This is a genomic window from Rhodococcus sp. R1101 (genome assembly GCF_000278445.1).
GTDB classification, from domain to species: Bacteria; Actinomycetota; Actinomycetes; order Mycobacteriales; family Mycobacteriaceae; genus Rhodococcus; species Rhodococcus gordoniae.
Window position 1 is genome coordinate 1 of sequence record NZ_AJVB01000285.1, and the last position, 4,827, is coordinate 4,827.

The following is a 4,827-nucleotide window of genomic DNA, read 5'->3' on the forward strand; positions in this document are numbered from 1 at the left end:
CGCCGCGGTGATCGCAACCGTCGTGCTCGCCGCGAAGCTCGGTGTCGCCGCCGATGTCACCGCCACCGTGCCGATGGCCGAGAACATGCCGTCGTCCACGGCGCAGCGGCCGGGCGACGTGCTGACCCAGTACGGCGGAACCACCGTCGAGGTCATCAATACCGATGCCGAGGGTCGCCTGATCCTCGCCGACGCCATCGTGCGCGCCTGCGAGGACGATCCCGACTACCTCATCGACACCGCGACCCTCACCGGCGCCCAGATGGTCGCCCTCGGCACCCGGACCCCGGGCGTCATGGGTCACGACGAGTTCCGCGACCGCGTGGCCGCGCTGTCGCAGGAGGTCGGGGAGAACGGCTGGCCGATGCCCTTCCCGAAGGAACTGCGCGGCGATCTCGAGTCCCGTGTGGCCGACCTCGCGAACGTCTCCCCTCACCGGTGGGGAGGCATGCTCACGGCCGGCATCTTCCTGAAGGAGTTCGTCCCCGAGGGTGTGCAGTGGGCCCACATCGACGTGGCGGGCCCGGCGTTCAACACCGGCGGACCGTTCGGTTACGTCGGTAAGGGTGGCACCGGTGTGCCCGTGCGCACGATGCTCGCCGTGATCGAGGACGTCGCCGCCAACGGATGATCGCCCACACCGGTCCTCTTCCGGAGGTCTCACCCGAGGCAAGGGAGAGGACCGGTGTGATCGGCAACAGCCGAACCCCCGGTGTGAAGTGACCCGCCCCTCCCCGAACGTCACCGAAAGATAGGTGCAAGGATGGGTGTGGCCATGCCCCGCCGGTATCGGCCCGACCGAACACGTGAACCAGCAGGCACGGGGTCCCTGCCCCGCGCACAATGGTCAACGACCACACAATGGTCGGCGACCACGAGTCGGTACAACTCAACACACACGAACACAACCGTCGAGGAGTCAACAGACATGGCCTTCTCCGTCCAGATGCCAGCGCTTGGTGAGAGCGTCACCGAGGGAACTGTCACGCGATGGCTCAAGCAGGAAGGAGACACGGTCGAAGTCGACGAGCCCCTGCTCGAAGTATCCACGGACAAGGTCGACACCGAGATCCCGTCGCCTGCCGCCGGCGTGCTGGTCAAGATCGTCGCCCAGGAGGACGACACGGTCGAGATCGGTGGCGAACTGGCCGTGATCGGTGACGCCGGTGAGGAAGCCGGCGACGGCTCCGCACCCGCCGCCGAAGAGGCACCGGCCGAGCAGGCTCCCTCGGAGGAACCCGCCGCCGAATCCGCTCCCGCACAGCCCGCTTCCTCGGGTGGCAGCGGCGACGGCACCCCCGTCACCATGCCGGCACTGGGCGAGTCGGTCACCGAAGGCACCGTCACCCGCTGGCTCAAGGCCGTCGGCGACGAGGTCGCCGTCGACGAGCCGCTCCTCGAGGTCTCCACCGACAAGGTCGACACCGAGATCCCCTCTCCCGTCGCCGGCATCCTCACTGAGATCACCGCGCAGGAGGACGACACGGTCGAGGTCGGCGGACAGCTCGCCGTCATCGGTTCCGAAGCTCCCGCTCAGCAGTCCGCTCCGGCCCAGCAGTCCGCTCCCGCCGAGGAGAAGCCTGCGCCGAAGCAGGAGGCCCCGAAGCAGGAAGCTCCGAAGCCCGCCGCCCAGCAGCAGGCGCCGAAGGTGGAGCAGGCCACCCCGGCACCCGCGCCGAAGCCCGTCGGTACCGCGGCTTCGGCTCCGAAGCCCGCGCCGCAGGAGGAGTCCACCCCGAGCGGTGCGACCCCGTACGTCACCCCGCTGGTCCGCAAGCTCGCGTCGCAGCACGGTGTCGACCTGTCCGCGGTGAAGGGCACCGGTGTGGGCGGCCGCATCCGCAAGCAGGACGTCCTCGCCGCCGCCGAGGGTGGCACGGCCGCCGGCGCCGAGCAGAAGACCGCTGCTCCCGCCGGTCCGGCTCCGGGTGTCCGTCCCGAGCTCGCCAAGCTGCGCGGCACGACCCAGAAGGTCAACCGCATCCGTCAGATCACGGCGAAGAAGACCCTCGAGTCGCTGCAGACCTCCGCGCAGCTCACCCAGACCTTCGAGGTCGACGTCACCAAGATCGCTCAGCTGCGCGCACAGGCGAAGAAGACGTTCTCCGAGCGCGAGGGCGTCAACCTCACCTTCCTGCCGTTCTTCGCGAAGGCCGTAGTCGAGGCGCTGCGGGCGCACCCGAACATCAACGCCTCCTTCGACGACAGCAAGAAGGAGATCACCTACCACGCGGCCGAACACCTCGGCATCGCCGTGGACACCGAGCAGGGCCTGCTCTCCCCGGTGATCCACAATGCCGGCGACCTGTCGCTGGCCGAGCTCGCCCGCGCGATCGCCGACATCGCCGAGCGTGCCCGCAAGGGCGGTCTCAAGCCCGACGAGCTGGCCGGTGGCACCTTCACCATCACCAACATCGGTAGCCAGGGCGCGTTGTTCGACACCCCGATCCTCGTGCCGCCGCAGGCCGCGATGCTCGGTACCGGCGCGATCGTCAAGCGTCCCGTCGTGGTGAACGACGAGACCGGCAACGAGTCGATCGGTGTGCGGTCCATGTGCTACCTGCCGCTCACCTACGATCACCGCCTGATCGACGGTGCCGACGCAGGCCGCTTCCTCAAGACGATCAAGCATCGTCTCGAGGAGGGCGCCTTCGAGTCCGAACTGGGACTGTAGGTCCGGGAACCGGACGACGATCCGGACGACATCCGCGGGGGCATCACCGACCAGGTGGTGCCCCCGCGGCGTCCCCGCACCGCGGGTGCTCACGCCGTACCGCGCGGCGTAGAGTTCAGGAACATGAGCAATCCCTCGTCTTCCGCCCGCTCCGACTCGGCTCCCGTCGCGGTCGCGCGGCTCGGGACCATCGGCTATCTCGAGGCCTGGGAGAAGCAGCGCGAACTCGCGAACGAGCGCGCCGACGGCATCGGCGCCGACACCCTGCTGCTGCTCGAACACCCGCCCGTCTACACCGCCGGGCGCCGGACCGAGGACGGCGACCGGCCCACCGACGGCACCCCCGTCATCGACGTCGACCGCGGCGGCAAGATCACCTGGCACGGTCCGGGCCAGCTCGTCGGCTATCCCATCGTCAAGCTCGCCGAACCCGTCGACGTGGTCGGTTACGTGCGCCGCATCGAGCAGGGCCTGATCCGTGTGTGCACCGACATGGGTCTGACGTGCGGCCGCGTGGACGGACGGTCCGGCGTGTGGCTTCCCGCCGAACTGCGCGACGGGCACTGGCTCCCCGAACGCAAGATCGCCGCGATCGGCATCCGGGTGCAACGCGGGGTCGCGATGCACGGGTTCTCACTCAACTGCAACTCGACTCTCGACGCGTTCGACTCGATCGTCCCGTGCGGCATCCGCGACGCCGGAGTCGCGTCGCTCACCGGCGAACTCGGCCGGGAGGTCACCGTCGACGAGGTGATCCCCGCCGTCACCGAAGCCGTCATCGCAGCGCTCGACGGCCGAATCCCCGTGACCGACTGCGACATCGACCGGGTCACCTTCGAGCAGGCCGTCGGTGCGTCCGGAATTCCCACCACCACCCCGGAATTCACGACGCGCCGGTTCTGAGGGCGGTCGCACCCGCCGGATCCGGGCAGGACCGGCGGCGTACGATCGAGGACGTGACTGTGGCCCCAGAAGGACGCAAGCTGCTGCGGATCGAGACCCGAAACGCACAGACGCCGATCGAACGCAAACCCAACTGGATCAAGACCCGGGCGAAGATGGGCCCGGAGTACACCGACCTCAAAGGCCTGGTGCGCCGCGAAGGTCTGCACACCGTGTGCGAGGAAGCCGGTTGCCCCAACATCTACGAGTGCTGGGAAGACCGCGAGGCGACCTTCCTCATCGGTGGCGAGCAGTGCACCCGGCGCTGCGACTTCTGCCAGATCGACACCGGCAAGCCGGCCGCGCTCGACCGCGACGAGCCACGCCGTGTCGCCGAGTCGGTCCGGTCCATGGGTCTGCGTTACTCCACGATCACCGGCGTCGCCCGCGACGATCTGCCCGACGGTGGCGCGTGGCTCTACGCCGAGACGGTGAAGCAGATCCACGCGCTCAATCCGGGCACCGGCGTCGAGAACCTGATCCCCGACTTCAACGGTAAGCCCGACCTGCTGCGAGAGGTCTTCGAGTCGCGTCCCGAGGTGCTCGCGCACAACGTCGAGACGGTGCCGCGGATCTTCAAGCGCATCCGTCCGGCCTTCCGCTACGAGCGGTCGCTCGACGTGATCCGGCAGGCCCGCGACTTCGGTCTGGTCACCAAGTCCAACCTCATCCTCGGCATGGGCGAGACCCCCGAGGAGGTCACCGAAGCGCTGCACGACCTGCACGACGCCGGCTGCGACATCATCACGATCACCCAGTACCTGCGGCCCTCCCCGCTGCACCATCCGGTCGAGCGCTGGGTCAAGCCGCAGGAGTTCGTCGACCACTCCGAGACCGCCCGCGAGATCGGGTTCGCCGGTGTGATGGCCGGACCGCTGGTGCGTTCGTCGTACCGCGCAGGTCGCCTGTACGCGCAGGCGATGGCCCATCACGGACGCGAACTCCCCGCCGACCAGGCGCATCTCGCCGAAGAGGGCACAGCGTCCCAGGAAGCCGGCGCGGTTCTCGCGCGCTTCGGCAACTGACGTCGCGCAGGTTCGTAACGGCCCCGGTGGTGGTAAAGGTGCCACCACCGGGGCCGGTATCCTTGAATGCATGGCGAAGGGCAGCAAGACCGACAAGGAAGCGAAGGCCGCGGCGAAGGCCGCACGCAAGCAGGCGTCGAAGGAGCGTCGAACCCAGCTGTGGCAGGCGTTCCAGATCCAGCGCAA

General features: G+C 68.8%; 3 protein-coding genes and 2 pseudogenes. All 5 read left to right on the forward strand.

Going from position 1 to position 4,827, the window contains the following annotated elements:
- Positions 1 to 631 (forward strand): annotated as a pseudogene (locus R1101_RS0116020) (leucyl aminopeptidase); the annotation flags it as partial.
- Between the two features lie 297 nt (positions 632 to 928).
- Positions 929 to 2,674, forward strand: coding sequence for a 2-oxoglutarate dehydrogenase, E2 component, dihydrolipoamide succinyltransferase (gene sucB / locus R1101_RS0116025; protein ID WP_016934396.1), 1,746 nt, complete (start codon positions 929 to 931; stop codon positions 2,672 to 2,674).
- A 123-nt stretch (positions 2,675 to 2,797) separates the two neighbouring features.
- Positions 2,798 to 3,577: a lipoyl(octanoyl) transferase LipB gene (gene lipB, locus R1101_RS0116030; RefSeq protein ID WP_016934397.1), complete on the forward strand. Its 780-nt coding sequence runs from the start codon at positions 2,798 to 2,800 to the stop codon at positions 3,575 to 3,577.
- Positions 3,578 to 3,630: 53 nt separating this feature from the next.
- On the forward strand, positions 3,631 to 4,641 hold the full coding sequence (gene lipA / locus R1101_RS0116035; protein ID WP_026003343.1) for a lipoyl synthase: 1,011 nt from the start codon (positions 3,631 to 3,633) through the stop codon (positions 4,639 to 4,641).
- Positions 4,577 to 4,827 (forward strand): annotated as a pseudogene (locus R1101_RS31525) (hypothetical protein); the annotation flags it as partial. The gene lipA and the pseudogene R1101_RS31525, both read left to right, overlap by 65 nt.

What these genes read in the sequence shown, in the direction of transcription:
- sucB (WP_016934396.1), top strand. Translation starts at nt 929, where the DNA reads ATGGCCTTCTCCGTCCAGATGCCAGCGCTTGGTGAGAGCGTCACCGAG.
- lipB (WP_016934397.1), top strand. Translation starts at nt 2,798, where the DNA reads ATGAGCAATCCCTCGTCTTCCGCCCGCTCCGACTCGGCTCCCGTCGCG.